Raw genomic sequence first — 24,437 nt, forward strand, 5'->3', positions numbered from 1 at the left:
AGACCGGCGCCAAAAACTATCTTTGTTAGACAGCTGGCCTGTTAGACTGCTGGGAGCTGTAAAGTACTTCTTCAGCCATATGATCGGCTATTTCGCTGCTGGGTATATTTTGACTAAGTGAACGTTTGAGCAGGGTATGCAGGGTGGTGCCAATCTCCTCTATTTTCTTTTTAATGGCGTCCAGCTTAGCGCCTTTGTGTTGTAGTGCAACAAACATCAAGCCACCTGCATTGATTAAGTAATCAGGCGCATACAAAATATTCCGTTGGTGAATAAATTCTCCGCAATGGGGAAGAGCCAGTTGATTATTAGCTGATCCTGCTACTATCTGGCAGTTTAGTTCATTGATGGCTGACTTGGAGAGGATACTGCCAAGGCCACAGGGACTAAAGATATCGCAATTAACTTTATGAATGGCATCAGCTGGTGCGGCGGTGGCGTTAAACTCATTAATGCAGCGAGCTAGTTTGGTTTTATCAATATCTGCCACTGTAAGCCTGGCATCATTTTCATACAGCAGCCTGGCTAGCTCATAACCAACATTACCTAGTCCTTGAATGGCTACATGCACGCCTTTAAGGTTGGTTGTTTGGTGCCCCTTTAATTTTAGGCAGGCTTTGATTCCGTTAAATACTCCAAGGGCTGTATAAGGCGCTGGATTTCCACCAGTCGATGTGCAGGTAACATATTGGGTTTGGCTGGCGATGGCATCCATATCCTCTGTGGTGGTACCTGCGTCCATGGCAGTAATATAGCGGCCTCCCAACTCATTGACAAAGCGACCAAAAGCTTCAAATAGTAACGCACGGTCTTTTATTTTAATGGGTTTAAGGATAACTGCTTTGCCACCACCCAGTGGCAAATTTGCCAATGCTGCTTTATAACTCATACCTTTCGCTAAGCGGATAGCGTCGTCTATTGCCTGATCAGTATTTTGGTACTCGATAATCCGGCAGCCGCCTAGTGCAGGGCCTAATAAGGTATTGTGGATAGCAATAATTGCTTTTAAGCCAGTCTTCTCATCGTATTTAAAGTGAAGATCGTTGACTTTCGCCGTTGTCATGCGTTTAAACATAACGGGGTCCTCCGTTGCCGCTAAACACATAAATGCTGCTATGGCTTTTAACCATTATGTAACTCTAGCCTGAATATTTCACCTGATCATAGTAATTTTGCTTTCATTGACTGGTAATCCTTAGTATTTGACTCGCAGTATCAGGATATTGGTAAGTAAATTGATACTTTCATTTAATTGGCTATCGCTAAGAGCTACTATAAATAAGTAGCAGTGAATTCTATGGAGTAACTGATGACAGATGGCCACCAACGAGATGATGAGCGGAGATGCTTGCCAAGGAAGCGACTAAAAAATTGTCATGTAGAAGTATTAAGCCAGCAAACGGGAGATGCGGTTGGCAAGGTTTTTGATATCAATATAAAAGGGTTTATGCTGTTATCTTCTAACCAGGTTAATCCTTTTGAACAGTATGCATTATCGTTTGTTTTGCCGGATGGCAAACAGCAGGGAACGTTGATTAACTTCGAAGCTGAATGTATGTGGTGCCAGGGCTCAAACTTTTCCAGCGATTTTGGGGCAGGCTTTGAGTTTAAGCGTATAAAAAAAGCCCATCTCCCCATATTAAAAGCCTTTATCGATGCATTTTAGGAAGGATTTTCAAGGATAGGAATGGTTAAAGTTTCTTTAAGTTCTTCCATCACAATATAACTTTTTGACTCTCTCACACCTGGCAGCTTTAGTAAAATATCGCCCAGTAATTCTCGATAAGAAGCCATCTCTGATATACGCGCTTTAATTAAATAGTCAAAATCCCCAGAGACTAAATGGCATTCTAAAACATGGGGAAGTTTAATCACTGCTCGGCGAAACTCATCGAAGATATCTGCAGATTTTGAATATAAACTGATCTCAACAAATACTAATAAGCCAGCTTGTAGTAATTGAGGGTTTAGTTTTGCTGCATAGCCTTCAATGTAGCCTTCTCGTTCTAGTCGTTTAACTCGCTCAAGACAGGGGGTGGTGCTTAAGCCTACCTGATCAGCCAAATCTACATAGGAGATTCGACCATCTTCTTGTAAGATCCGCAAAATATTTCGATCAATTCGATCTAATTGACGGCTGGTTTCGCGTTTATTTCTCATTGGTATCTAAGTTGGCCGTTACTGTTACAGTTCAATGTAATTTATTTTTTAAAAAAGCACCACATTAGCTGTTCAAGTAGGTTGTAATTGTTTTGTTTTATTATTGCAAGCCGATGTGAGTGTCAATTACAAAGAGAAGAATGCAGTAGGCTTGTATTGCTCTGTATAGGGGGGAGAGTGAAAGTAGTCGTTTTAGGCTGTGGCGTTATTGGAGTAACAACCGCTTATTATTTAGCAAAGCAAGGTCACCAGGTTGTCGTTGTTGATCGCCAGCCAGGGCCAGCCCTGGAAACCAGCTTTGCCAATGCTGGGCAAATTTCTACTGGCTATTCATCGCCTTGGGCGGCACCAGGTATTCCATTAAAAGCAATAAAGTGGATGTTGCAAAGCCACTCCCCCCTAGTGATTCACCCTCAGCGAGACTCTTTGTTCTTGCACTGGCTATGGCAAATGTTAGCAAATTGTACCAGTAAGCGTTATGCCATAAATAAAGCCAGAATGGTACGACTAGCGACTTATAGTAAGCAGTGTCTAGTTTCTTTAAGAGAAAATCTCGCGTTAAATTATGAAGGCCGAGAGCTAGGTACACTACAGTTGTTTCGAACGGCTAAACAATTACATGCAATTGATAAAGACATCAAAGTACTTGAACAGTATCAAGTGCCTTATGAGCGCTTAGATGTGGCTGGCTGTATTAATGTTGAGCCCGCATTAAGTGATCAACAACATAAAATAGTGGGCGGTTTACGGTTGCCCCATGATGAAACTGGGGATTGCTATTTGTTTAGCCAGTTATTGATGGAGCAAGCTAAGAAGCTGGGTGCCACCTTTTTATTTAATAAAAAAATACTTGGCATTAATGCAACCACCACTGAGGTAAAGAACCTGGTATTGGAAGATGGCATTATTGAGGGTGACTGCTATGTAGTGGCACTAGGCGCATACAGCCCTGCTTTATTAACTTGGTTGGGGATCAAATTACCGGTTTATCCTGTAAAAGGCTATTCGCTGACGGTTCCTATCAAAAATAGCGAAATGGCACCCTGTTCAACGGTAATGGATGAAACCTACAAAGTAGCGATGACGCGTTTTGATCAGCGGTTAAGAGTAGGGGGGACAGCTGAGCTGGCAGGGTTTGACCTTTCTTTGCAGGAAACGAGACGCAAGACGCTTGCCTATGTGGTATCCGATTTATTTCCCAATGCTGGTAATGTGACAGGCAGCGAGTTTTGGACAGGATTACGACCAATGACGCCTGATGGAACCCCAGTGGTCGGCCCAACGCCGTTGACTAACTTATATTTAAATACAGGACATGGTACGTTAGGCTGGACTATGTGCTGTGGTTCTGCCAAATTGCTAGCTGACCAAATAGCAGGAAATACACCAGAAATTGACCCTGAAGGGTTAGCAATTAGTCGCTACAGTGAATAAGGTAGCTGTAAATAGTAGTTGAATAACTGTTTTATGTGGTAATTGAATTGAATGAGTCGCCCTACCAAAGCGGTAGTTAATTTATCCGCCATTCGCCATAACTACCAGTTAGCGAAGCAATTAACCAAACAACCGGCACTTGCTGTCATTAAGGCAGATGCTTATGGGCATGGTGCAACTGCTGTAGCCCAGGCATTGCATGATATTGCTGATGGCTTTGCTGTGGCTTGTATTGAAGAAGCAATGCAGTTGCGAAAGGTTGGTATTAATCAGCCAGTGTTGTTGCTAGAAGGTTTTTTTACCCAAGATGAGTTGGCGGTGATTGCTGAGCAGCAGTTTACTTGTGTTGTACATAACCAGTGGCAGCTACAAGTATTACTTGCAGAGTCTTTAAGTAAGCCGATTAATGTATGGCTGAAGTTTGATAGCGGTATGCACCGTTTAGGGTTGTTGGAAAATGATTATTTAACTGCTTATCAGCAATTACTCCATTCACCTAATGTACAACAAGTGGTTTGCATGACCCATCTGGCCAGTGCTGATGAGCTAACTGACCCCATGACCCATGATCAGTTAGCCCGTTTCAAGCAACTGATCAAGCCTTTAAATGCCTCTGTTAGTGTAGCGAACTCTGCAGCTGTATTAGGCTGGCCTGAAACCTACCTGGGTTGGGTAAGGCCTGGCATTATGCTGTACGGCGCTTCCCCATTTGTAAAAAATCAACCTGACTCAGCTAAATCACTACAGGCAGCGATGACACTACAGTCAGCACTAATTGCAATAAAAATGGTGAAAAAAGGGGATACTGTAGGATATGGTGCAACTTACCAAGCCCCTGAAGCGATGCGGATGGGGGTAGTCGCCATTGGTTATGGTGATGGTTATCCACGCCATGCTAAATCAGGTACCCCTTTGTTAGTCAATGGTGTTCGCTGCCCCTTGATAGGGAGGGTTTCGATGGATATGTTAGCCGTCGACTTGCGCCCCGTAGCTAATGCTCAGCTTAATGATCCTGTGGTGTTATGGGGGGGGGATTTACCCGCTCATGAGGTAGCAGAGTGGGCTGATACCATCGCCTATGAGTTATTTACGGGAATAACCCGGCGCATAAAAGTGGAGTATACCCATCATAAATAACCATTTTCGAAGTGGATATAACTTAAAAAAACGATTGTTGTCTAATAGTAGGCAAATAGTACTATTTGTTCACACTTGATCTGAAAAGGGTTTTGCTTGAGTCAACTTTTAGGAGTATTGTTTTGCGAATTACTGGTGAGAAGAAATAAGGCCGTTGAGGAGTCAGTATGAAGCTCCAGTCAGTTAATCCTTTTAACCAAGAGCTGCTTGATGAATTCGAGGTGTTTGATAATAACAACTTGGAGCAGGCAATAACTGAAGCTGATCAGGCTTTTAACCACTGGCGTCAGTTTACTTATAGTAAAAGAGCTGATGCTTTAAAAAGGCTAGCCAATCTTTTAAAAAAACAACGCGACTCACTTGCAAAGTTAATTACTTGCGAAATGGGAAAGCTTTATAAAGAAGCGTTGGCAGAAATTGATAAGTGTGCGTTGGCCTGTGAATATTATGCTGATAATGCTGAACAAATGTTAGCGCCTGTGCAAGTAGCTACTGATGCTAGTCGCAGCTATGTTACTTATCAGCCACTTGGTATTATTATGGCGGTAATGCCATGGAATTTTCCTTTTTGGCAGGTTTTTCGGTTTTTAGCCCCTGTATTAATGGCTGGTAACACAGCTGTGCTTAAACATGCTTCTAATGTACCTCAATGTGCTTTAGCTATTGAGCGACTAGTAAAAGAGGCCGGTTTGCCAGAAGGATGTTTTCGCACTTTAATGGTAGGCTCAAATAAAGTAGAGCAAATAATCACTGATAAGCGAATTAAAGGTGTTGCACTCACTGGCAGTGAATTAGCAGGGCGACAAGTTGCCAAACTGGCAGGGTATAATCTTAAAAAATCTGTGATGGAGCTGGGTGGTTCTGATGCATTTATTGTATTGGATGATGCCGATTTAAACATCACTATTCCAACCGCAGTGACATCCCGCTATATGAATGCAGGGCAAACCTGTATTTCGGCTAAACGTTTTATCGTGCAATCAGCAATAGCCGATCAATTTGTTGAGCAATTTAAACAAGCGGTTAGTCAACTAACCCTGGGTGACCCTTTAGACCCTTCCACCACTTTAGCGCCGATGGCTCGTGCTGACTTACGCTCAGAGTTACATCAGCAGGTCAGCTATTCACTTAAGCAAGGTGCTATTAATCTGCTAGGGTGTGAGCAAGGAGAGGGGAATTTCTATCAGGCTTCAGTTTTGGCTAATGTAAAGCCTGGTGTATTAGCTTATCAGGAAGAAATATTTGGGCCTGTTGCCAGTATTATAGAAGTGGCAAATGAGCAAGAAGCAATAGCGGTAGCCAATGACAGTGCCTATGGGCTGGGAGCAAGTGTTTGGAGCCAGGACAATGAGCGAGCAGAGCAACTAGGCTTATCACTAGAAGTAGGTAATGCTTTTATTAATGGCTTGGTAAAAAGCGATGTACGTTTACCTTTTGGTGGTGTAAAGCGCTCTGGATATGGGCGGGAGCTTGCAGCAGAAGGTATTAAAGAGTTTATGAATATTAAATCAGTCTGGATTAAGTAACTCTACTCTTTGCGAATGATTTTTATAACCCTTCGCATTGGGTATATGTACTCTTAATTGTAGGGTATTAAAAGATTGTCAGAAAAGTTGAGCTTATCTGACAATCTTCTTACCTCTTCTAACACTTATTCAAGTGCTAAGCTTAAAAGAAAGCAATGAAGAATAAGAGGAAGGGGCAAGCCTAATGTTTCGTCACGCTATTTTCGATCTTTTTGCACGTTCACCCTTCCACCCTATCCAACAACATATGGTTAAAGTGCTTAGTTGTGTGGAATTAATGCCTGCATTCATGCAAGCAGCAGTAGGTGATGACTGGGATGAAGCTGCTGTTATAGAACGGCATATTTATGAGTTAGAGCATGAAGCAGATGAGCTGAAAAAAGAAATCCTTCATCGCTTACCTAGTGGCATATTAACACCAGTGCCTAGGGAGTTATTATTTAAACTGGTTTATGATCAAGATGAAGTCGCTAATATCGTTGATAATATTACGACCAGAATTATCTCCCGCCAACTGGTTATTCCCGAAGGAATGATGAATCAGTTAAACCAGTTTGTTCAGGTGGTGGTTGATACCACAACATTGGCACACCGTTGCGTTGGGGAGTTAGATGATTTATTAGAAACGGGGTTTAAAGGTAAAGAGGCAGAAATTATTGCTGAAATGACCCAAGAAGTAGAAGATTTAGAAGACACTGCCAGAACCCAACTAAGGGAAAACCGTAAAGCCATTTATAGTCTTGAAAATCAACTGAATCCACTGGATGCCGTTTGCTTATATCGAGTAATTGATGATTTAGCTGAATTAGCCGCAGCAGCAAGGAGTGTTGCTATGCAGTTGGAGTTGATGGTGGTTAAAACCAGCTAATCTTATTTATATTAATCAAGCTCAACAATTAGCCATGGAAACTTGCTGTATTATTCAGCAGCAGTAGATAACAATGCAGCAATAGCTTTATATGAAAAAGTTGGTTACCAAAAAAACATTGCTTTTGAGTATTATTCTAGAAAGGCCAAGTAGTTACTAAGTAGAATATTATATACGCAGATATGGTGATATTTTGTTAATTTTGGTTATATAATGTTATCAGCTATATTCTATTTGTCGTATTTATTTTACAGTGCTGATTCAGTGAACTTTTAGGTTTAAAAAAGCAATATGAATAATAGTGACATAGCAGCAGTAGCTAGCATAAGTGATAGTATAGAAACCAATTATCTCCAGTCAAATTACCAAATCATTAGCTCGGGAGCAGTTATCTATCACCAGTCTAATAATATAGACTTAATATCTGATGATAGTAGGAATCAAAGCTTATTTGGTAAAATTGAATATGGATTAACCATCATAGATAAGAACAATGACGATACTGCAAAAATTGCTGAGTTTTTTCAATCTACGCCTACAGTTGATTTTAGCGTAAATAACACAACTTCAAGCTATTTAAATCTAACAAACACTGAATACTCCAACCTATCATGCTCTGGTGATTCAGATTACCTTTTAATTGGTGTCGGTAATGAAACTCTTCTTGGCAATGACTCATATGATCAGGAATATGACAGCAGATTTATAGATCCACTTTTAGGCGAGAATGAGTTAGCCTCTTACCAAATAGGTGATTTAGTACAAGCAATGGCCAGTTTTAATCAAAGAGAAACTATAGAAGTTACTGTATCAGATGGTGGGTTAACTGATATTGATAAAAGTGGTAATATAACATTACCAACAGTGAGCTTGAGTCAGTAATTACCTATTCTGTAATTGTAGTTTAATAATACTTTAAAGAGGCCACTTAAAGAGGCCTCTTTTTTAATGTGAAGTTAACATTTTTTAAAAAGTAAACTATACTGCTGCTTTGCTCCTAAAGGGTAATAATTTACACTTCCTGTAGCTTCTGGATTTTCTTTTTGTTTCAATTGAAGCCCTGTTCTAAAAAGTAACTTACTTTCTCCACCACACTGAGACCATGTTAGTTGACTAGGGTTTAATGAATCATTGACCCAGTAACCACCTTCAAAAGGACCATCAAAAGACGTATAAAATTTAATGTCATTGAGTGGTTCAGTAAACCGGAAAGAGCTACTTAAACTCAGATTTATATTTTCATCTATAGAAGCATGGCCTTGGTAACTTGCTTTAGATATAGTGTAGGAATAGTTATCTGGTATTTGCAAAATAAATTGAGCACTACAAAAGCGAGTAGTATCTGCATATGATATATCAGGACCTATTATGCCTTTAAGTTCCTGCAAGTTCACAATGATAGATTTATTATCTGGACTAATAGAAGTTTCAAATGATCCGGGTAAGCAACCTGGGCCAATTGTTGAGAGAACTTCTATTTTAACTTTATCAGAAGGAGCTTCATCCATATAATTAAAACTTTCACTGTTTATATCTTGAGCAGAAGATATAAAGCTATAACAGATAAGAATAATAGAAAAAGAGGTATTTCCTATAATTTTGTTTTTTTTAATATCCATTTTTTTCTCTAGTAGTATATATTAATAAAAAAACCAAGCCGACCACAGATGCGAAGTGAGTTACATGCGACTTGGCAAGTTCATACTATAACAGTTGAAACTTAGCTCTGACTTAGGGCATATAAGTGGGCAAGTAAAATTTAGGCAAGAATTAAACTAGAAGAAATAACTATCCAAATATTATGGTTAACCTATCGGCTTCATCATGAAGTCATTGACAATTTTAAACTCTAACCTATCTGACTATCTAAGGCCTAATTTTTTTTAAGATAATTGCTAGAGTAGACTTGTTTAGTTATTATGCTGTTTTAGAATATCCCTGATTGAGATAAATATCTATTGATCTATCCTTCTTCAATCTTCACTACTATATACTGTCACAAGTAGTGATCAGTCATCAGGAAGTACTATAATGGAATTATTAATCTATTAGCTTCCAGAAAAGAAAGATGGTAGTACAAGATAAGTTAGACCCATAAAAATAAGTTTAGGTGGTATAATTTGCTAAATTATGTATCAGGAAAAGCTATTTACTCTGAAGTTAATACACAATATGCCTAAAAGCTTTCTGTTAAGTATATTGTTATTAATAAGTATGCCTGCTTTAACTGAAAAGCAAGAGTTTATTCTTGCAACAGGAGAGTGGGCTCCATTTACAGGAAAAAATTTACCAAATGGTGGAATGTTAGTAGAAATAGTAGAGACTGCATTAAATAATACAAAATTAAAATATCGGATAGTATACTTGCCTTGGAAAAGAGGTTACAAAAACCTTTTAGATGGAGACATTGAAGGGGCTTTTCCGTGGATGTTGACTGCAGAACGGGAAAGATTATTTAGTGTTTCTGATAGTATATATAAATCAAAAGAAAGATTTTTTGCTAGTAAAGACTTTACTATTAATTATCAAAAGTATGAAGATTTTAAAGGATTAAGTGTGTGTCTTCCACTTGGATGGACTAAGGCACCAATAAAAGAATTTTTAGATAATAAAATACTAAGTTTATATCAACCTAAGAATGAAGAAGACTGTTTTCAAGGGATAATCTTAAAGCGTACTCACTTATATTCAGCTAATTCTTTATCAGGCTGGGAAGCAATAAAGAGAGCAGGACTAAACCCAGCTGACTTTAAGGAAATTGGTCCAGTAATAAGAGAAAATACTTTTGTCTTACTTGCTTCAAGTTTGAAAGATAACAATAATAGGCTTATTCAAGAATTTAATAGAGGTATGAGAATAATAAAAAATAATAATGCATATAATGAAATAGTAAAAAAGCATTTGGAGTTAGTGTTGAAATAACAGATATGTCTAAAAATGCTCTTATCAGAAATATCTGTTGTTTAATGACTCTATTAGCCTTATTTTTTGGTATTCTTTTTATAGAGGCATCTATTTCAGCTTTAGAAGGCTGGGATAATCTTCTTCTAGATACTCCCAATATCTATTATCTTGGTTATTGGTGGGGAAATCACCATATGAGCCATCAGTATCTAAATTGATTAACCTGAAATAAACTGTTTTTTTATAATTTGGTGGGTTATGCTTAAAAACGCTACCAAGAACATAACCATCTTCACTCCATGACATTATCTTCTGAACATAGTTTTCATTAAAACTAGTTCCAATATACGTCCAATGACTGTTATTATTTTGATGTGTAGGAATATCATTAATTACTTGCTCATCATTAAAATTGTTTAATATAAAATATTCAACTTTATTTGAATAGTGGTTATATTTTACATAAGTACCACCGACAGTTTTGGGGCTACTTTCGTCTGCTAAATAAATAATTTTATTTCTCCAGGGAGGGTTGTCAGCCAGCTCTTGCTTAATATTGCGCTTTAAGTCGATAAGATTAGATTTTTCTAAATTTAGATAATAATTTATATCTGATAATAAAATATTTTTTGATATCTTTGTTGGATTGTTACAAGATGAAAATGGGTGGTAAGTATTCTTATCACATAATGAAAATTTTAGTTCATCAACTGGGTTAGTTAAATTTTTAATCCATTTATTAAGCTTTATAGGAGCACTTGGATCTATACTAGGGTCGAATACATATACAGTATCTTGAACTGAAGCAACTACAGCCACATGATACCACCAAGAAACAGATCCATCTGGTGCATTAATAGTAGTCGCTTTTAATTTTCCAAAAACAAATAATTTTTTTGTATCCTGATAATTATTATCTGTTAGGATTCTACTAAGTAAAGCTGCTCTTACGAAACACCCATCTTGAGGGTATAGCCAAGGTAATCTTCTTTTAACATTATTTTCATCGGTAATAAATTGACTATCTCTTCCACTCATAAAGGCATTATTTAAATTACTATAACTGTCCCATTTTGGAATTTCAGAAAAGTCAATATTTGTGATACTTGTGGCTATATTTTTTGGAGTATACTCTATACCTCGTTTGTTTCTTTTTTTAGTTTGTTTGAGGTTAAGGTACAGCATTTCATATTTTAAGGCTGCTGATTCATAGCTTTCACCCTTATTACGAGTTGCTGATATACCAGTGAGTTCAGAGTTGACATCAATGGCCCAACATTGTATCCAAGTGGAAGTTAATAGTAATATTAATATAGCTTTATTTACAATCATATTGTCAATGCGGAGTTAGTTAAATTAGCAGTTATAATTTTTTTAGTTGGTTAAGTCATCAATAGGATCATTTCTGAAATCTGTATTTTTTGTAATAGTATTAAATATTCTTTTGATAAGTCTATATAAATTCTTAATGGTGTTTTTTATTAAAAGCACTATAATATTAGAGTTGTAATTGTTAATAATTGGTAATACTTGGTAAAAATTAGGTGAGAGCTGTCTGTTTATTTAGTAGATTCAATATCTCTTGTTTGTTTTCGTCATCTATTATTTTGGATAGTTTGATAGTTTTTGATAGTTGTATAGAATAATCTTGATCTAGGTGTTTTAGGATATTAACTGCTTTAGAGAAGTGATTGTAAACTATACAGGTTTGGATGTACTGTAGCAGGGTCGGTATGAAAAATAGCTGTTCATGCTCATATACTGTACTTTGTTGTGAGGTAAAAAAAGGTTTGATTTTTTCTATGAGTTGATCATTTATTTCGAGTAAATCAACTATGCTTGTATTTTCTTTAAAATTAAATAAAATTTCAATGTATTGAGTTATAAGTATAACAGCTTCCTGGGTAGCTCCTAGTTCGATGTCAATATTCGTTATTAATAGTATTTTCCCATAATTTTTTAGTGATTTTACTGTTGGAGTTGAAATTACCTCTTGCTGAAGCATCAAAAGATACTGTAGTTCTATATAGCTTAGTCCTATTTTTTGTTCAAGTAGTTGAATTCTTTTATATTCTGAATAGATATTAGTTTCAATGCCATGATCTGCATTTACTCTATCATTAAGAAATTCTTTATCATAATCAATGTTGCTGCTTTTTTCTAGTATTTTATACATTATATCAAAAAACTCAGAAATTGAGTTAGCTATTACAAAGCGTTCACAAGCCTCATTATCAATATAAATTACTTGCCCAGAAACGCCATCATTTCTTGGGTTCATGTCGATATGGAGTTGAACATCGTCATTATCATTTCCAAAAGGTATCCAATAGGTGTCATAAAATACAGGTTGTATTTTGTTGCAAATGTTCCACTCGACCCCACGAAATTCGCTGGATACCTTAGTCCACAATTTATAGTTTAAAATGATAGAGCTTACATTTGTATATAATTCCATGTTTGTAAAAAAACTTTCATCATCTAGAAATCTGAAGCATCTTTCTTCATTTATTTTTAAATAGTCCTTCAATTCCTGGTTGATATTGAATTGAAGGGTTGACTCTAATTTTTTGATTTCTTCTTTGCTAGATGTGCGCTTTGATTTATTTAACTTGGCTTTATCATGGGTACTAAACCAATTGCATAATCGCTGATAGGCAGTACTAACATTGTTCATTATCTATTTCCTTTAATGAAAAATAAATTTTTTCATTGTTATATAAGATTTCGTAGAATTGAGGCTACTATATATCACTAAAAAAGAAAGTGTCAATTCAATCTAAGGCATTATTGTAATTGTATTTTGAGTACTCTAAATCTAGTAGTATCTGTTTGAGCGTTTGCTTAATAGGATTCTATGCTTCCTAATCTTTAGCTAAGTTTTCTCGTTTACTCTATACCTGACACAATCAAAGTTGTGTTTAGTTTAAATTAGGAGAAATGCTATGAAGAACGCTAACAAACTTGTACCTGCAGCTCTGGCCAGTGTGATTCTAGCTGGCTCAATTGTTGTTGCACATGCTGGTGATAGGCATGGGCGAGATGGTAAAAACATTAATATGAGTGATGTTAATGTTACCATGGAGCAAGCTATTTCTACAGCTTTGCAGGCAGTTCCTGGTACGGTTGTAGAAGGTGAGCTGGAGGCTAAAAGACGCAATAGAGGTAAAAAAGTTTGGGAAATTGAAGTAAGAGATGGTAATGGGAAGTTTCATGAAATTGAAGTTGATGCTGCTACAGGAGAGTTGATTAGCCAAGAACTAGACGACTAAATTTTACTCTGACTGTTCTCCTACTATAGTTTGCATAATCAGAAGTTTATCTTATGGGTTGTATCTCGCCCACCTCTTGGGCGAGATTTTGTGAGGCGTATATGCAAAAAATCATTTTAGACAAAGTCAATGATATTAAAAAAATAAGATGGCAATCAGCAGGCTTTTTATTAAAGTTATGTATGGCAATGATATTGCTCATTATCATTGCTACGGGTTTAGTTGCAGGTGTAAGCATATTGAGTGCTATATTACTTTTTGCTTGTGCTTGGCTCGTTAAATTAAAAACTGAATCACTTATGGAAAAGATTAAATGGAATTTTCATGGTTATTTGAAAGCTAAGAAAACTGCTTAAAATTAATGAATTTAATATTTTTATAGTTTTTGAAGGTCTAGTATGAAATTTTTTAAGAAGTCTGTAAGTTGTATTTTTATTGTGTTTTTATTGAGTGTCTCAACATTTACATATTCTGGTTCATGGATTGTATTGTCAGACTGGAATACAGATGATATAGAAGAAGTAAACAGTGCTATCAGCTATGATAATAATAAGTCTATGAATAAATTGCTTGAGTTATATAAGCAGGGTATTGCTGAAAATATTTATTTAGACCCTAATTATAAAGTTGGCTCTTCTAATGTGCTAACTATAAACTTTGTTCTAAATGCAGCAACTCAAGAAGAAGCTATCAAAATTTTGAATACCATACCACTTATAAAGAATAGTGATATTAAAGTACAATTAATTGAAACAGGTATGTTCTGGCTTGGTCGAGTCAGCGATACAGCCAAGTAGCTAACTAAGGCCCACTTGGGCTAATTTAAGAGTTGTATACTTAGATGAGAATATTACTTGTCGAAGATGATTCATTGATCGGCACAGCTGTTAAACAAGCTTTACAAGACTCGGGTTATCCTGTCGATTGGATGACAAATGGTCAGCAGGCGATTTCTGCAGTAAAAGTACAAGCTTATGGGGCCATTTTACTTGACTTGGGGTTGCCAGGAAAAAATGGCTTTGAAGTTTTACGAGAATTGCGATTATCATCAATACCTGCTCCTGTCATTATCATTACAGCACGTGATGCTGTTGAAGATCGAATAAAGGGGTTAGACTTGGGAGCGGATGACTTTCTTGTTAAACCGTTCTCTGTGAGCGAACTCCAAGCGCGAATTCGAGCGGTCGTAAGGCGTTCTAATGGAGTCTCAAACCCTGTTTTAGAAAGTAGTGACATGTCGCTTGATCCATCTACTTGTCAAATAACCCGAGAGGGTAAAGTGTACACTCTTACGGGGAGAGAGTTTGCACTAATGCATACATTAATGCTTCATCCAGGCAAAGTTTTTTCGCGAAATGAGTTAGAAGAACATATTTACGGATGGAATGAAGAAGTAGCTAGTAATGCTATTGAGTTTTTGATTCATAGCTTACGAAAAAAACTGGGTAAAGATGCCATCAAAAATATTAGAGGTCTAGGATGGCTAGTAAACAAATAGCAAATATATCACTTCAACGTGATTTAAGCCGTTGGTTGCTGCTCGTTATGCTTTTGTTTTCCTTACCTGCAGGATTAATTACTGGCTTAATCGCTTTTTATGAAGCAGAGGATATTCAGGACGATATTTTATTTCAAGTATCAACTTTATTAAACGCTGACTCACTGCCTTCAAGACAGGCATTATTTCATTCTAATCCAGATGCTTTAATTATTATACAAAATTTAAGCCTTCCAGAAGGTGGTCCATTGAATATTAAGAGAACACTTAAAGATGGTTTACACTCGATTGAAGACAATGGAATTCCCTGGCGTCTTTTAGTTGTCACTTTAAAAGGTAGTAATGGAAGTACAGTTCGTTATGCGCTTGCTCAGCAAACTGAGTTGAGAGATGAAATGGCATTTGCCAATAGTGCCAGTGCCGTCATACCTATTATAATTTTAGCTATCTCATTAGTATTAATGACAAGGTGGGTTATTAGTCACCGAATAAAACCTATTAAGCAACTTGCTAGCGAGATTGATAAAAGAGATGATAATGACCTAACACCGTTATCAATGAAATATCTTCCTGCAGAGATTATTCCATTTGGTTTAGCTATTAATCGCTTATTAAAGAGGACAGAGGAAAGTATTGTAAGACAACAACGTTTTATTGCAGATGCAGCACATGAGTTAAGAACACCTGTCACAGCACTGTCTTTATTAACAGAAAACTTAAAGAAAACTGATTCTGATGAAGAATATAATAAACGATACTTGTTACTTAAGAAAGGACTAGACAGATTAAAACTCTTGGTTGAGCAGCTACTGAACTTAGCGCGTTTACAAAGTGATCACTTTAGTAATCCCAGGAAAGTTTCTCTCAATCAGATTGTCCAAAATATATTAGTAGATACTTACCCGTTAGCTGAAGCAAAAGAAATTGATATCGGAATTGTAAAGCAAGATAGGATAAAGTTAAAAGATAGAGATAATGGATTGTATCAAGTTGTACTAAATGCAGTTAGTAATGCAATTCATTATACACCAGGCAATGGTCGTATCGACATTAGTTTATATATAGATAATAATATAGCTTTTTTTTTAGTGGAAGATACTGGTCCAGGAGTTAATGAGGATGAGCTACAAAAGGTCTTAGAGCCTTTTTATCGAGTTGAAGGGAATTCAGAACCTGGTAATGGGCTGGGATTGACAATATGTGTTGAAGTAGCAAATCGGCTTGGTGGGAAAATTATTCTAAAAAATCGCTCTGAAGGTGGTTTGGCTTTTAAATACTCGCAACCTTTATAGCTCACTGAATTGTTGATGAGTGTGTAATACCGTTACTGGATTTTACACATGTGCTTGAATATTATCTCGTATATCTAAATGATATATCCTGATGAAATTTTCAGGCTAGCTTTTTATTTCTTGGTTTTAGTTATTTAATTAGTGGTATTACTCCAATGAAAAGTAAACGCTGGATATTTAGTTTGCTGATTTGTTTGATAAGTCTGTCAGTAATTTTTTTATATAAATATACAAAAAATAATCAAGAAGAAGTTGAGCCTTCTTCATCTGAGCCTAGTGCAACAATTGATGCTGGAGTAGTTCATCTTAAAAAAACTACTTCAACTTTTGAGACTGTTGGTGAAATAGTCGCCCCACAGTTAGTGGTTTTGCAAAATGAAATGCCTGGAAAGATCGTTTTAGTGAACTTTAAATCAGGAGCAACTGTAGAAAAAGGAAAAATATTACTGCAGCAGGATATTTCTGAAGAGAATGCAAAATTAAAAGCCCTTAACAGTAAAAGGAAGTTACTAAAGCTAAATATGTTGAGGATAAAAAAACTCCTAGTTAAAAAAGCAGTTAGTCAAGATAGCTATGATCAAGCTAAATCACAGTATGAAATTGCCAGTGCAGATATTCAAGCTTTACAGGCTATTATAGATAAAAAAACGTTACGAGCACCTTTTGATGCATATGTGGGTATTCATAATATTGAGGTAGGTGAATACCTTGAAGCTAATAGTAAAATTACCTCGTTAGTTGGAGTTAATGACTATGTGTGGGTTGATTTTAGACTTCCGCAAGATAAAAGTGATGTAAAAACTGGTGACTTGATTTTTATCAATGCTAACAAGCTAACAGGCAAAGTATTGCAAGGTGAGATTATTGCAAAGGATGTTGAAATTTCAGCTAAGTCTCGTAATTTATGGATTAGAGCAAAATTACTGAAAACAACTGATATTAGGCCTAATACAACTGTTAATGTAGAAGTACCCATTGGTGCTATGAAAACTATGCCTTATGTGCCATTGAATGCAGTAAAAATAGATGCATTAGGTAGTTATGTGTATGTATTAGAGCGCACCGAGCAAAAAGATTACAAGGCTTTTCGTCGTCAGGTTTCATTGGGCAAAGAAACTAACAATTTTATTTATATTGAGTCAGGTTTGAAAGCAGGTGAGTTAATAGCGACTAATGGTTCATTTAAACTTCGAGATGGTTTGCTTGTTAATATTAAGCAAAAAATAAATTTAATTGCTGGGCAGTGAGCAAGGTTTATTCAATGGAAAAGCAATCTACTAACTCAAGCTTTATGGATATTTTTATTAATAGGCCTATCCTAGCTATTATAGTTTCTATCGTTTTAGTTTTACTGGGAATAAGAGCTGCTGTAAATTTGCCCGTATTACAGTTTCCAAAGATTGAAAGTACTGCCTTGGTAATTACAACTACCTACGTTGGTGCTTCTGCTGAGGTGGTGCAGGGTTTTATTACTGAACCAGTTGAACGGGCTGCTTCTACGATAACGGGTATTGACTATATTGACTCGACCACACAGGCTGGGTTAAGTACAGTTAAAGTATGGTTGAAACTTAATCAAAACAGTACTGATGCATTAACCGAATTATCATCTAGAATTGACCAAATTAGCTTTGAATTGCCTGCTAAAGCTGAAAACCCTTCGATACAAATAGAGCGAGCTGATCGACCTGGGGCTGTCTTTTATTTGAGTGTTATTACAGATCATTTTTCTCGTGAATCAATTACTGACTATCTTACTCGCCAGGTGAATCCCACTTTGTCATCTATAGACGGAGTTCAGCGCATTGGGATTGGTGGTGGGCGTAACCCTGCTATGCGTGTCTGGATTGATCCATTACAAATGGCTGCATTTAATTTAAGTGCACAAGATATTCAAGCGGCGTTAACCGCCAATAATATTCTTGCCACGTTAGGTCATAGTAAAAATAATTTACAACGTATTAATTTGCTTGCTAATACTACTATGAAAACAGTAGCTGATTTTGAAAACCTAATTGTGAGTAAGGTAGATAATGCATTAGTAAAGCTAGGAGATATTGCAAGAATTGAACTCACAGAAGAAGAAGGGGATGTAAATGCTCGTATTAATCAAAAAAGTGCCATTTTTATCTCTATATGGGCTCAGCCAGGTGCTAATGAAATTGATATTGGTAATCAACTTTACGAATTATTACCCAGCATTAATAATTCCTTACCTGATGGGTTAGCTATTGAAATAGCTTCAGATGCTACACTTTACATGAGAGAAGCCTTAAAGGAAATTTTTTCAACATTACTGGAGACAGTTTTTTTAGTTGGACTTGTCGTATTAGCACTGATGGGTTCAATTAGAACAGCAATAGTTCCTATTATTACTATCCCAATATCAATTTTGGGCGCAATAGCAGCAATGAGCTTGTTGGGTTTTTCTCTAAACTTGTTAACCATACTTGCTATTGTGTTATCAGTAGGATTAGTTGTCGATGATGCAATAGTTGTTGTTGAGAATGTATCTCGTTATATGAGAGAAGGTAAGTCACGAATGGAAGCTGCTTTGATTAGCTCTAGGCAACTATTACTCCCCATTGTTGGTATGACTGTTACTTTGGCGGCAGTTTATGCGCCAATAGGTTTTCTCTCTGGATTAACTGGTATTTTATTTAAAGAATTTGCTTTTACCCTCTCTATTGCAGTATTAATTTCTGGGGTTATTGCTTTGACCTTGTCTCCTATTATGAGTGCTTATGCAAGTCCAGCTAATGGGAGTGAAGGACACATTACTCGAAAAATTAACCAGCAATTTTATCAATTGCAACTATGGTACGGAGAACTGCTTGTAAGGTTGTTTAAGTGGAGATTTCAGGTACTTTTTATTGGTTTTTTTATAACTGTTTTAATTCCCTTTTTATTTATATCGTCTAAAAAAGAGCTAGCTCCTACAGAGGATCAAAGTGAAATAAATATTATTGTTGATGCAGCCCCTGAATCCTCGCTTGATTATACAACTGAATATATGACAGAAGTTGTGGATGGCCTTACTGAACTGCCTGGGATTAAATATATTTGGCAAGTCATTCAGCCTAATGGTGGTTTTGGTGGTATAGAGCTTGTTGAGCCAAAAGAAAGACAGCAAACGACTCAAGAGCTTCTTCCCCAAGTATTTGAATCTGTCTCTAAAATTGCTGGCTTAGACGTTGTTCCAATACTACCCTCTGCACTACCTTCTTCAGGTAATTATGATGTTGAACTAATAGTACAGTCGCCTGAGTCACATGAAAATATGCAACAGTATGCAGAAAAGTTAATTTCTGCGGCATATAAAAGTGGCTACTTTATGTTTGTTGATACAGATTTAAAAGTTGACTTACATCAAGTGAATTTAATAATTGATAGAAAAAGAGTTGCAGAGTTAGGTATGGATTTATCGTCTGTTAGCCAACAACTCAGTATTTTGCTATCGGGTAATTATATTAATCACTTTAATTTAGATGGAAAGGCTTATCGAGTAATACCCATGGCAGAGCATTCTGCACGGCAAAATCCTGAGTCAATCATGAATTTACACCTCTTTAGTTCACTAGGGGAGAAAGTACCAGTATCTGCCATAGCAAGTTTTGAGCATATTGCATCACCGCGTGTATTGTATAAATTTCAGCAAAAAAATGCATTTCGTATATATGGTGGTGTGCAGTCGGGTATTACCAAAGAACAGGCGCTAAAAACGCTAGAAACGGCTGCAGGTGAAGTCCTACCAGTCGGATATACTATTGACTATGCGGGTGAATCTAGGCAAATCCGACAAGAAGGGAATTCTTTACTTAATGTCATGTTAGTGGCGTTGGTATTTGTCTTTTTGGTTTTGGCTGTTCAGTTTAATAGTTTTAGGTATCCTTTAGTTGTACTAATAGGCTCAGTTCCTCTCGCCTTAGCAGGAGCAATGTTATTTACCTTTTTGGGATGGACAACAATCAATATTTACTCTCAAATTGGACTTATTACTTTGATTGGCTTAATAGCTAAGAATGGAATTTTAATAGTTGAGTTCGCAAATCAACTGCAAGAAAATGGAATTAAAAAATTAGATGCTATTAAACAAGCTGCTGAAACTCGTCTGCGACCTATTCTTATGACAACTGCCGCTACTGTATTAGGCCACTTTCCTCTTATTCTTGTGTCTGGAGCAGGGGCAGAGGCACGAAATAGTATAGGGATTATTTTGGTAATGGGAATGATTATAGGTACATTATTTACTTTATTTTTTCTTCCTTGTATATATTTGGTTTTAGGTAAAAATGATGAATCCGTAGAAAATAGTCATCAATCAATGCCTATAGTAAACTGAGGGTTCTGCTTGTTTCCTGGAAAGCTAAAGTGAAGTTTGAACAAGTCATTTTCGCTGAAGTAGAAGAATGGTGGTGTTTTGTGAAGCGAAAGGCTAATCAACGCTATCTATGGAATGTGATAAACTCTGTTTTAGGTAAGATTTTGCTTCTATACCCTTCGCGAATGATTTTTAGGGTTTGTTGTCATCACATCTCATCCCAATCACCTATTATTTATAGGCTCATGGGGCTTCGTTGCTCGACGGCCGCCCCTAAAAAACCTACGCTTTGGGTATATACTAATCCCTAGAAATGATTTGCAATTGGTATACAAGTAACTTAAATGACATCACTCACCCTCCTAATTTTAAGCTAAGTTTTTGCTGATAAAATGAAAGCGTGTTTGCTTGTGAAGGCTAGTAAGATCAAAAATAATTTACAGTATAGTAAGATTTATGTTCTCAATTAACTCTATTAGCTCATACGTATCAAAAAAATTACTGCATTCAGATGCTAATCAAATTACGGTACGTAACCAATCCAGAGTAAGCAGTAACAATTTTTAACTTCATTATACCTCAATGGTTTGCTAAATGAAAAATGTGATTAAACCAGTCTTTTTAGGTTATTTTCTAATTGGTTTTACACTACTATCTGGTTGTAGTAGCACATCTGAAGTTCCTTCTTTAGGTGAACATATGATCCAGCAAGGAAGAAGTGTATCTAAATTAGGACAGCAGTGGCAAGAAGGGAAGTCTCTTATAGAAGAAGGTGAAGAACTCATTGAAGATGGTGAGGGAATGATAGCCGATGGGGAAGAGCAGGTATCAAACGGACAGAAAAAGCTCTTAGAAGGTAGAAAGTTAGTAAGGGAAGGAAGCAAAAAAATGCAGGAAAGTGAAAGCTTGTTTTATCAGCAAGGAAAAACAGCTCCATGATAAGCAGCATATTTTAATAAATTTTCTGTCAAACTCTTGTAAGCATTACTATTTATCAAATAAATTTGATTGTTTAATGGTATCCATATGAATAAACTTAAAACTATTAGTTTACCTGCATTAGTGTTTGGATTTTTTGCAACTGGATCTTTTGCTGAAGGGCAAAAAAGAACAGATACTTGTGATACATATGAGAAAGTGACGAAAAATTTTTTAATACAGGAGAAACAAGCTAAATGGAGTGGCTGTTTGAATGATAAACCGTTGCTTAAAGTTAATTACACAGCTGATGCTTTATTTTTTGATATCTCAAGCGATTTTTCGAATGAAATAAATTTTAATCAATATAGGCCGCGTTTTGATATATTATGCACTGATGGCAGCTCACACAATGCACCTCTGATACAAAACTCTGAAAGCAAGTATATTTTAGCAGTAGAGCACTTCTTTGCTAAAAAAACATATAACAATGGTATAACTGACATTGCTTGCGAAGTGGCTACACATGATTATGTAGCTGATGTTCCTTCATTTGTGTTTACTTATAAGAGTCAACCACTTATTATAAATAGCATACCTAAGAATTGTGATGAGGTACAAGCACCATGGATTTGTGGAGATCCTTGGCCAAATGCTACTGAGGCAAAGCCCTTGCCATCGTTATCGATTCATGCAGGCTATTTACCTAGCCTAAAATCTAGTAGTTCACCGTTTGTATTGATGTGTAAAAATTCGGCGATTCAGAATAGTCCCCGCTTTCTCATTCTTAAAAATGATAATGGTTATATCTCTTTAGAGAGTCTTAATGAAAGACTTGATGCAGGCTATAGCTGTTTAGGAGGAAGTTCTAACGATTTCTATAGAATAAATATATTATAAAAATAGTTTTTTGATAAATATTTAGTATTTTTAGATGCCCTCAGTATTTGTGAGATGCAACAAATTTGTACTGGTACGGTATTGTTGAGTCAGGCATACTGAGGCATCCCATCTGTTTTATACTCACTGATAAATCTACCTCGGCTTTAGTGTTGATTTGGGAAAGAAGTGTATTAACTCGGTAAGCACGTGAAGATAAACTTTTTTAAACACTTGCAGATGTTCACGAGTGGATCAATATTTTAACTATATTAATTACAGTTCATTACATAGTTGTTGCTGAACAAGTTGAAGTCGAGATTGGTGGAATGAAGACCAAGTTTTTCATAGCTATGCTTTGTGTGCTTTCGATTGGTGGAGTCTTAAAAACTTATGCTAAAAACATCTTAACTTTTTCTACAGTTGAAGGAGCACAGGTACTGGCTAGCAAAAGTGAAATCATCATTCGTGAGGCTTATCGGCGATTAGGAATCCAAATTAAAGTCATACCATTACAAGCAGAACAGGCGCTTGATATGTCAAATTCTGGTGTTTATGACGGAGAGTTATTTCGAGTTGCTAATATTCATAAGCAATACCCCAATTTACGGATGGTACCTGCTGTGATTCTTTACAATGAAGACGTCGTTTTTGCGAAGAACAGTCTAACCTTTGTTGTTGACGGCTATGAAAGTTTAAGGCCATATCGAATTGGGATAGTCAAGGGGGTAAAGAATGCAGAAATAGGCACGGCAGGGATGAATCGAGAGGTAGTGACGACTTATAAGAACTTATTTTTATTGTTAAAAGCTGGACGAATCGATGTAGCATTTTGCACTAGAGAGAAAGGGATAAAGTTTATCAAAGAGCTCAATATCAAACATATTAATATGCTGGAGCCTCCTCTTAGTCGAGAGAAACTGTACCACTATCTACATAAGCGTCATGAACACTTGCTCCCTAAGGTTACTAAGGTATTGAAACAAGTGGTTAGTGAGCTTTGTGCCCCTTCTGCAACCACGTGTACCTGGCTTATAAATCCCTTATAGATAACCTCGTTAGAACTTATAGCGACTACAGAATGACCAGAAAATTGTATCCCACGGCAGTTTCGATGTATAAAAAGCCTTCTACCCTATGTATATTGGGTAAGAATCACTCTTATAGCGAGCTAAAGAAAGGTCAGCTACCACAAACGAGTAGTGTTTGATCGTTACTGGATTATGACAAAGGTGAAAAGAGGCTTGTAGTGGCAGCCTCTTTATTTCCCCAACCTCAAATTATCCACAATAGCCAGACTGGGTTCAGCCTGATTTAAGGTATAAAAGTGTACGCCTGGTACACCTTGGTTGATTAGCTTTTCACATAGTTGGGTAATTACATGTTCGCCAAATTGTTTGATACTAGCTGCATCATCGCCATAAGCTTCTAGTTGTTTGCGAATCCAGCGTGGGATTTCTGCACCGCAGGCGTCGCTAAAACGGGCCAGTTTGGTGTAGTTGGTAATTGGCATAATCCCAGGGATGATTGGTATTTCTATGTTTAGTTTTTGACAACGCTCGATAAAATAAAAATAGCTATCAGCATTAAAGAAATATTGAGTGATAGCAGAGTTGGCACCTGCATCAACCTTGCGTTTAAAGTTTTCTAAATCTTTTTCTGCATTGGGGGCTTGTGGATGAATTTCTGGGTAGGCAGCAACCTCTAAATAAAATTGATCACCACTTTGTTCACGAATAAATTCAACCAGCTCATTGGCATAACGAAGTTCACCCGATGCTAAACCCATTCCTGAAGGTAAATCTCCTCTTAAAGCAACAATGCGATTAATATCGTGCTTTTGATAAAGTGCTAATAATTCAGCTATTTCGTTTTTATTTGCACCTATGCAGGATAAGTGAGGTGCTGTTGGAATGTTGGTTAAGTTTTTAATGTCAAATACTGTGCCAGCAGTACGATCACGAGTTGAACCTGCTGCGCCATAAGTTACGGAAAAAAACTCTGGGTTGGTAGTCGCGAGTTTTTTAGCGGTATTTAATAGTTTTTCTGCACCAGCTTCGGTTTTTGCTGGGAAAAACTCAAAACTGATTGGAAGTGATGATTGTGTATTCATAATGTTGTTAGAAGCAATGCTGTTGCTTTCCCGAAGCTGATTTTAATTCACACTGTTGCAAAAGGACTCAGTCCCTTCTACCTCACAGAGCGTGTTGAGTAAGTTGCTTCCCCCT

General features: G+C 36.7%; 23 protein-coding genes. 17 read left to right on the forward strand and 6 right to left on the reverse strand.

All coding sequences use genetic code 11. The annotated features are described in order from the left end of the window. Positions 1-25: 25 nt before the first annotated feature. Positions 26-1,075 (reverse strand): Leu/Phe/Val dehydrogenase, encoded by a 1,050-nt coding sequence (locus ORQ98_RS16695; RefSeq protein WP_274689941.1) that lies wholly within the window; start codon positions 1,073-1,075, stop codon positions 26-28. A 234-nt stretch (positions 1,076-1,309) separates the two neighbouring features. Here ORQ98_RS16695 and ORQ98_RS16700 point away from each other — a divergent pair, with 234 nt between their 5' ends. Further along, a complete protein-coding gene (locus tag ORQ98_RS16700) occupies positions 1,310-1,666 on the forward strand; it encodes a PilZ domain-containing protein (RefSeq protein ID WP_274689942.1) in 357 nt (118 codons plus the stop codon). On the opposite strand, the gene lrp is transcribed toward ORQ98_RS16700, so the two are convergent. Then, entirely contained in the window at positions 1,663-2,160 is a 498-nt protein-coding gene (gene lrp / locus ORQ98_RS16705) for a leucine-responsive transcriptional regulator Lrp (protein ID WP_180570458.1), read from the reverse strand. The two genes, ORQ98_RS16700 and lrp, sit on opposite strands and share 4 nt — an antisense overlap. 177 nt (positions 2,161-2,337) lie before the next feature. On the opposite strand from lrp, the gene ORQ98_RS16710 reads away from it, so the two are divergent. The 5 genes from ORQ98_RS16710 to ORQ98_RS16730 all read left to right on the forward strand — a co-directional run bounded on the left by ORQ98_RS16710 (position 2,338) and on the right by ORQ98_RS16730 (position 8,007). Then, a complete protein-coding gene (locus tag ORQ98_RS16710; protein ID WP_274689943.1) occupies positions 2,338-3,594 on the forward strand; it encodes a D-amino acid dehydrogenase in 1,257 nt (418 codons plus the stop codon). Between the two features lie 51 nt (positions 3,595-3,645). Further along, positions 3,646-4,731: an alanine racemase gene (gene alr, locus ORQ98_RS16715; protein ID WP_274689944.1), complete on the forward strand. Its 1,086-nt coding sequence runs from the start codon at positions 3,646-3,648 to the stop codon at positions 4,729-4,731. Between the two features lie 167 nt (positions 4,732-4,898). Further along, complete coding sequence (locus tag ORQ98_RS16720) at positions 4,899-6,257, forward strand: NAD-dependent succinate-semialdehyde dehydrogenase (protein ID WP_274689945.1); 1,359 nt, start codon at positions 4,899-4,901, stop codon at positions 6,255-6,257. 184 nt (positions 6,258-6,441) lie between these two features. Next, positions 6,442-7,125 (forward strand): TIGR00153 family protein, encoded by a 684-nt coding sequence (locus tag ORQ98_RS16725; RefSeq protein WP_274689946.1) that lies wholly within the window; start codon positions 6,442-6,444, stop codon positions 7,123-7,125. Positions 7,126-7,416: 291 nt separating this feature from the next. Then, complete coding sequence (locus ORQ98_RS16730; RefSeq protein ID WP_274689947.1) at positions 7,417-8,007, forward strand: hypothetical protein; 591 nt, start codon at positions 7,417-7,419, stop codon at positions 8,005-8,007. A 74-nt stretch (positions 8,008-8,081) separates the two neighbouring features. Here the strand turns inward: ORQ98_RS16730 and ORQ98_RS16735 are convergent, their stop codons facing one another. Beyond that, positions 8,082-8,744 carry a DUF4360 domain-containing protein gene (locus ORQ98_RS16735; RefSeq protein WP_274689948.1) on the reverse strand — a complete coding sequence of 221 codons (663 nt, stop codon included), beginning with the start codon at positions 8,742-8,744 and terminating at the stop codon, positions 8,082-8,084. A 553-nt stretch (positions 8,745-9,297) separates the two neighbouring features. Here ORQ98_RS16735 and ORQ98_RS16740 point away from each other — a divergent pair. Then, positions 9,298-10,047: a substrate-binding periplasmic protein gene (locus tag ORQ98_RS16740; RefSeq protein WP_274689949.1), complete on the forward strand. Its 750-nt coding sequence runs from the start codon at positions 9,298-9,300 to the stop codon at positions 10,045-10,047. A 90-nt stretch (positions 10,048-10,137) separates the two neighbouring features. Here the strand turns inward: ORQ98_RS16740 and ORQ98_RS16745 are convergent, their stop codons facing one another. Further along, positions 10,138-11,361 (reverse strand): protein-glutamine glutaminase family protein, encoded by a 1,224-nt coding sequence (locus ORQ98_RS16745; protein WP_274689950.1) that lies wholly within the window; start codon positions 11,359-11,361, stop codon positions 10,138-10,140. Positions 11,362-11,569: 208 nt separating this feature from the next. After that, positions 11,570-12,706, reverse strand: coding sequence for an SMI1/KNR4 family protein (locus tag ORQ98_RS16750; RefSeq protein WP_274689951.1), 1,137 nt, complete (start codon positions 12,704-12,706; stop codon positions 11,570-11,572). Positions 12,707-12,974: 268 nt separating this feature from the next. Here ORQ98_RS16750 and ORQ98_RS16755 point away from each other — a divergent pair, with 268 nt between their 5' ends. From ORQ98_RS16755 to ORQ98_RS16800, 10 genes are all read left to right on the forward strand, one after another. Beyond that, positions 12,975-13,301 carry a PepSY domain-containing protein gene (locus tag ORQ98_RS16755; RefSeq protein ID WP_274689952.1) on the forward strand — a complete coding sequence of 109 codons (327 nt, stop codon included), beginning with the start codon at positions 12,975-12,977 and terminating at the stop codon, positions 13,299-13,301. Positions 13,302-13,402: 101 nt separating this feature from the next. Next, positions 13,403-13,657 (forward strand): hypothetical protein, encoded by a 255-nt coding sequence (locus ORQ98_RS16760; RefSeq protein ID WP_274689953.1) that lies wholly within the window; start codon positions 13,403-13,405, stop codon positions 13,655-13,657. 42 nt (positions 13,658-13,699) lie between these two features. Further along, positions 13,700-14,098 (forward strand): hypothetical protein, encoded by a 399-nt coding sequence (locus ORQ98_RS16765; RefSeq protein ID WP_274689954.1) that lies wholly within the window; start codon positions 13,700-13,702, stop codon positions 14,096-14,098. Positions 14,099-14,142: 44 nt separating this feature from the next. After that, positions 14,143-14,799 (forward strand): response regulator, encoded by a 657-nt coding sequence (locus tag ORQ98_RS16770; protein WP_274689955.1) that lies wholly within the window; start codon positions 14,143-14,145, stop codon positions 14,797-14,799. Further along, entirely contained in the window at positions 14,781-16,091 is a 1,311-nt protein-coding gene (locus ORQ98_RS16775) for an ATP-binding protein (protein WP_274689956.1), read from the forward strand. The genes ORQ98_RS16770 and ORQ98_RS16775 overlap by 19 nt, the downstream gene beginning before the upstream one ends. Before the next feature lie 155 nt (positions 16,092-16,246). After that, on the forward strand, positions 16,247-17,338 hold the full coding sequence (locus ORQ98_RS16780; protein WP_274689957.1) for an efflux RND transporter periplasmic adaptor subunit: 1,092 nt from the start codon (positions 16,247-16,249) through the stop codon (positions 17,336-17,338). Positions 17,339-17,352: 14 nt separating this feature from the next. Beyond that, positions 17,353-20,433 (forward strand): efflux RND transporter permease subunit, encoded by a 3,081-nt coding sequence (locus tag ORQ98_RS16785; RefSeq protein WP_274689958.1) that lies wholly within the window; start codon positions 17,353-17,355, stop codon positions 20,431-20,433. Between the two features lie 573 nt (positions 20,434-21,006). Then, positions 21,007-21,351, forward strand: a complete 345-nt coding sequence (locus ORQ98_RS16790; RefSeq protein ID WP_274689959.1) for a hypothetical protein — start codon at positions 21,007-21,009, stop codon at positions 21,349-21,351. Between the two features lie 87 nt (positions 21,352-21,438). Beyond that, positions 21,439-22,230, forward strand: a complete 792-nt coding sequence (locus ORQ98_RS16795; protein WP_274689960.1) for a hypothetical protein — start codon at positions 21,439-21,441, stop codon at positions 22,228-22,230. Positions 22,231-22,538: 308 nt separating this feature from the next. Next, positions 22,539-23,258, forward strand: a complete 720-nt coding sequence (locus ORQ98_RS16800) for a substrate-binding periplasmic protein (RefSeq protein WP_274689961.1) — start codon at positions 22,539-22,541, stop codon at positions 23,256-23,258. 212 nt (positions 23,259-23,470) lie between these two features. Here the strand turns inward: ORQ98_RS16800 and metF are convergent, their stop codons facing one another. Then, positions 23,471-24,322, reverse strand: coding sequence for a methylenetetrahydrofolate reductase [NAD(P)H] (gene metF / locus ORQ98_RS16805; protein WP_274689962.1), 852 nt, complete (start codon positions 24,320-24,322; stop codon positions 23,471-23,473). Between the last annotated feature and the right edge of the window lie 115 nt (positions 24,323-24,437).

Source organism: Spartinivicinus poritis, from assembly GCF_028858535.1.
GTDB classification, from domain to species: Bacteria; Pseudomonadota; Gammaproteobacteria; order Pseudomonadales; family Zooshikellaceae; genus Spartinivicinus; species Spartinivicinus poritis.

Excerpts from the sequence above, each read along its gene's own strand:
- ORQ98_RS16775 (WP_274689956.1), top strand. The coding sequence starts at position 14,781 with ATGGCTAGTAAACAAATAGCAAATATATCACTTCAACGTGATTTAAGC.
- ORQ98_RS16745 (WP_274689950.1), bottom strand. The coding sequence starts at position 11,361 with ATGATTGTAAATAAAGCTATATTAATATTACTATTAACTTCCACTTGG.
- ORQ98_RS16735 (WP_274689948.1), bottom strand. The coding sequence starts at position 8,744 with ATGGATATTAAAAAAAACAAAATTATAGGAAATACCTCTTTTTCTATT.
- ORQ98_RS16750 (WP_274689951.1), bottom strand. The coding sequence starts at position 12,706 with ATGAACAATGTTAGTACTGCCTATCAGCGATTATGCAATTGGTTTAGT.
- ORQ98_RS16795 (WP_274689960.1), top strand. The coding sequence starts at position 21,439 with ATGAATAAACTTAAAACTATTAGTTTACCTGCATTAGTGTTTGGATTT.
- ORQ98_RS16780 (WP_274689957.1), top strand. The coding sequence starts at position 16,247 with ATGAAAAGTAAACGCTGGATATTTAGTTTGCTGATTTGTTTGATAAGT.
- ORQ98_RS16755 (WP_274689952.1), top strand. The coding sequence starts at position 12,975 with ATGAAGAACGCTAACAAACTTGTACCTGCAGCTCTGGCCAGTGTGATT.
- ORQ98_RS16800 (WP_274689961.1), top strand. The coding sequence starts at position 22,539 with ATGAAGACCAAGTTTTTCATAGCTATGCTTTGTGTGCTTTCGATTGGT.
- alr (WP_274689944.1), top strand. The coding sequence starts at position 3,646 with ATGAGTCGCCCTACCAAAGCGGTAGTTAATTTATCCGCCATTCGCCAT.
- ORQ98_RS16740 (WP_274689949.1), top strand. The coding sequence starts at position 9,298 with ATGCCTAAAAGCTTTCTGTTAAGTATATTGTTATTAATAAGTATGCCT.
- ORQ98_RS16725 (WP_274689946.1), top strand. The coding sequence starts at position 6,442 with ATGTTTCGTCACGCTATTTTCGATCTTTTTGCACGTTCACCCTTCCAC.
- metF (WP_274689962.1), bottom strand. The coding sequence starts at position 24,322 with ATGAATACACAATCATCACTTCCAATCAGTTTTGAGTTTTTCCCAGCA.
- ORQ98_RS16700 (WP_274689942.1), top strand. The coding sequence starts at position 1,310 with ATGACAGATGGCCACCAACGAGATGATGAGCGGAGATGCTTGCCAAGG.
- lrp (WP_180570458.1), bottom strand. The coding sequence starts at position 2,160 with ATGAGAAATAAACGCGAAACCAGCCGTCAATTAGATCGAATTGATCGA.
- ORQ98_RS16720 (WP_274689945.1), top strand. The coding sequence starts at position 4,899 with ATGAAGCTCCAGTCAGTTAATCCTTTTAACCAAGAGCTGCTTGATGAA.
- ORQ98_RS16695 (WP_274689941.1), bottom strand. The coding sequence starts at position 1,075 with ATGTTTAAACGCATGACAACGGCGAAAGTCAACGATCTTCACTTTAAA.
- ORQ98_RS16730 (WP_274689947.1), top strand. The coding sequence starts at position 7,417 with ATGAATAATAGTGACATAGCAGCAGTAGCTAGCATAAGTGATAGTATA.
- ORQ98_RS16765 (WP_274689954.1), top strand. The coding sequence starts at position 13,700 with ATGAAATTTTTTAAGAAGTCTGTAAGTTGTATTTTTATTGTGTTTTTA.
- ORQ98_RS16785 (WP_274689958.1), top strand. The coding sequence starts at position 17,353 with ATGGAAAAGCAATCTACTAACTCAAGCTTTATGGATATTTTTATTAAT.
- ORQ98_RS16770 (WP_274689955.1), top strand. The coding sequence starts at position 14,143 with ATGAGAATATTACTTGTCGAAGATGATTCATTGATCGGCACAGCTGTT.
- ORQ98_RS16760 (WP_274689953.1), top strand. The coding sequence starts at position 13,403 with ATGCAAAAAATCATTTTAGACAAAGTCAATGATATTAAAAAAATAAGA.
- ORQ98_RS16790 (WP_274689959.1), top strand. The coding sequence starts at position 21,007 with ATGAAAAATGTGATTAAACCAGTCTTTTTAGGTTATTTTCTAATTGGT.